At 43.4% G+C, this 2,572-nt stretch carries 5 protein-coding genes; 3 read left to right on the top strand and 2 right to left on the bottom strand.

What is annotated here, in order from left to right; genetic code table 11:
- Window positions 1-8: 8 nt before the first annotated feature.
- The 3 genes from F6K49_RS40550 (at window position 9) to F6K49_RS40540 (ending at window position 1,748) form a co-directional block, all read left to right on the top strand.
- Window positions 9-134, top strand: coding sequence for an alkaline phosphatase PhoX (locus tag F6K49_RS40550; RefSeq protein ID WP_293106543.1), 126 nt, complete (start codon window positions 9-11; stop codon window positions 132-134).
- Between the two features lie 714 nt (window positions 135-848).
- Window positions 849-989 (top strand): hypothetical protein, encoded by a 141-nt coding sequence (locus F6K49_RS40545; RefSeq protein WP_293106536.1) that lies wholly within the window; start codon window positions 849-851, stop codon window positions 987-989.
- Window positions 990-992: 3 nt separating this feature from the next.
- On the top strand, window positions 993-1,748 hold the full coding sequence (locus tag F6K49_RS40540) for a thioesterase II family protein (RefSeq protein WP_075896539.1): 756 nt from the start codon (window positions 993-995) through the stop codon (window positions 1,746-1,748).
- 469 nt (window positions 1,749-2,217) lie between these two features.
- On the opposite strand, the gene F6K49_RS40535 is transcribed toward F6K49_RS40540, so the two are convergent.
- Complete coding sequence (locus F6K49_RS40535) at window positions 2,218-2,433, bottom strand: type II toxin-antitoxin system HicB family antitoxin (RefSeq protein ID WP_075896543.1); 216 nt, start codon at window positions 2,431-2,433, stop codon at window positions 2,218-2,220.
- The gene (locus F6K49_RS40530; protein WP_293106539.1) at window positions 2,430-2,567 is read right to left on the bottom strand and encodes a type II toxin-antitoxin system HicA family toxin; all 138 of its coding nucleotides are present in this window, start codon (window positions 2,565-2,567) and stop codon (window positions 2,430-2,432) included. Before F6K49_RS40530 ends, F6K49_RS40535 begins: the two co-directional genes overlap by 4 nt.
- Between the last annotated feature and the right edge of the window lie 5 nt (window positions 2,568-2,572).

The raw sequence follows: 2,572 nt of genomic DNA, 5'->3' as shown, positions 1-2,572 counted from the left end.
TTTACCAGTTGGCACGGAATGCTATCAACAGCAGTGAGTTTGCTGGTGCTTGCTTCTCACCCAATGGTCGGATCATGTTTGTGAACATTCAAGAGCCTGGTATCACATTCGCAATAGTAGGTCCTTGGGTTTAGAGTTTGTAGGGAACAGGGAGCAGGGAGCAGGGAACAGGGAACAGGGAACAGGGAACAGGGAATATGGTATCAAAAATTATCACAATTCATTTATGACCCCTGTAGCATTATTTCTAAATTGTTGTGTCAAGATGACAACCGTTATTATAAAAATTATCAGCTTTATTTCATAGTTGTTCTCTCATAAAGATATGAGAGTTTTTTTTGTAATTATAGCGGTTTTAAATTAGGTAAACTACAAATTTTTGGATTTTAGGGAACAGGGAACAGAAAAAAAACTGTTTATCTCATTAGGCTGGAAAACCCTATAATGATTACTCCAATTAAATTGGCTTTTGTCTAACAGATATAAAGTAATTTTGGGATGTTATAGCGATCGCTTAACTGGTTCTCAATTATTTTAAAATCAAGGGAGGTTCAATGTAAACTATTTATGGGCTTGGTGAAATAACAACGTAAGCATTCAGCACTCAGCCGTGAGCTAAAAGCTCACGCTGCGCGAACAGCCGTCAGCTAAAAGTCCAAGTAACTCAGCATTATTCCAATGCTTACCTGTTTTCTTCAAAAGCTGTTCGCCTAGCGTGCGTGGCACAGGCTTTGGCCTTTGGCCACGCTGTGCGAACGAAGCTGGGACGAACGCCCATTAGCTGATAGCTGATAGCTGATAGCTGAATGCTTACATAACAACTAAGCCTATTATCTTGTATTACAAAAGTGATCCATTTCCGGACTTCTGCGGCGAAGTCTATTGATTACTTTCCAAAGATAGGGATCCGTGTCGGAATTGTGATAATTTCGTTCACTACTCCCTACTCCCTACTCCCTACTCCTTACTCCCTGTTCTCTTCAAAATAACTAATGACTACTACCAACTCTTGGATCACTCGCCCAAAACCAAATCCTAAAGCCCCCCTGCGCCTATTTTGCTTTCCTTATGCTGGTGGTGCTGCTTCTAGCTTTCGCACTTGGCCAGACCAATTGGCACCGGATATCGAAGTCTGCCCAGTGGAACTCCCTGGACGGGGCAAGCGACTGCGGGAACCCCTGGTTACTGGTATATTGCCCCTGATTGAAACCCTAACACCAGGTTTACTGCCCTATCTCGATATCCCCTTTGCCTTTTTTGGTCACAGTCTCGGAACAATAATCAGCTTTGAATTAGCCCGTCAACTCCGCCGCCAGGAAGCCCCGAGTCCTCGACACCTGTTCATTTCCGGTCGCCGCGCTCCTCAAGTACCTGCTCGAAAACCTCCCCTTCATAACTTGCCCAAGTCTGAGTTGATCGAAGAATTGCGTCTATATAATGGCACACCAGATACTGTGCTAGCAAACCAGGAGCTAATGGAGCTGTTTCTACCGATCCTCAGAGCGGATTTCGGGATGAACGAAACCTATACCTACACTAGCGAACCCCCACTTAATTGTCCGATATCTGTTTTCGGAGGTTTGGAGGATACCGACGCCAACAGTGATGAGCTTGCGGCCTGGGGTGACCAAACCAGTAGCACTTTCACGATACACATGTTTCCTGGTGGCCATTTCTTTATTAATAATGAAAAGGAGTGTAATCAGCTTTTGGAGCTGATCACAAAGTTTGCGATCGCGCATAGGTGATTCCTTGAGTTTTTCCTTGAAATCCCCATCTGGTTTTCCCGTAGCGGAGGCCTACGGCCACCGCGAGCGGGGAGCAAAAGCCTTTGACCAGCTTTTAAGGGAAATATGGCTAAACAATTACCAACCTATGAACGGATTTTTGGATAAATTGATTTCCAAAAAGGCGATGAAGCCCGTTCAGTTTATTCTCTTGCTTCTATCTTGATGATTTGGTGAAGTGCGATAAATTAATGAGCGATTGGCTAAAAAGATTATCAAAAGCCTGACACAAGAAAATTAAATGGGAATAAAATAGCGCGAGCGGGTTGGAAGGGTGATCTCTGTTGTCGGTTGGGTTGAGTGCATACGCTCTTGTAGGGTAGGTTCGATTACACCAGATCTCTCAAGACATTTATTGACCGAATATCACTGAACGCACCATCCCACCCAATAGATCTTGAGATCTTGTAGCATTTTGAGAAACTAGGGATTAAGCTGCTATTTCTACAAATCCGACTTGGGTTTGAGGTTGAGGGATTTTTTCTCCTTTTTCGACCAAAACTTCCAGATAAAGTGCGATCGCCTCTTTAACATTTTCTTGGACTTCTTCCAAACTGTCACCAATACTAACACAACCGGGTAAATCTGGCACAATTGCCCCCCAGTTGGTATCGCCTTTTTCATAAATTACTGCATATTTTTTCATTGTTCATCTCCTAACTGTGCTTGTTTCCAAATTGCACCTAATGTTCCGATGGGTATATCATCACTTAGCTTACCTGGAACTACTACAATACCTGGCTTTTGAGGATGAGATAAAATTCTATGACTTCCCCGCATTCTTA

The sequence above is a fragment of the Moorena sp. SIO3I6 genome (assembly GCF_010672095.1).
This window is presented reverse-complemented; position numbering and strand designations above follow the sequence as displayed.

Excerpts from the sequence above, each read along its gene's own strand:
- F6K49_RS40540 (WP_075896539.1), top strand. The coding sequence starts at position 993 with ATGACTACTACCAACTCTTGGATCACTCGCCCAAAACCAAATCCTAAA.
- F6K49_RS40535 (WP_075896543.1), bottom strand. The coding sequence starts at position 2,433 with ATGAAAAAATATGCAGTAATTTATGAAAAAGGCGATACCAACTGGGGG.
- F6K49_RS40530 (WP_293106539.1), bottom strand. The coding sequence starts at position 2,567 with ATGCGGGGAAGTCATAGAATTTTATCTCATCCTCAAAAGCCAGGTATT.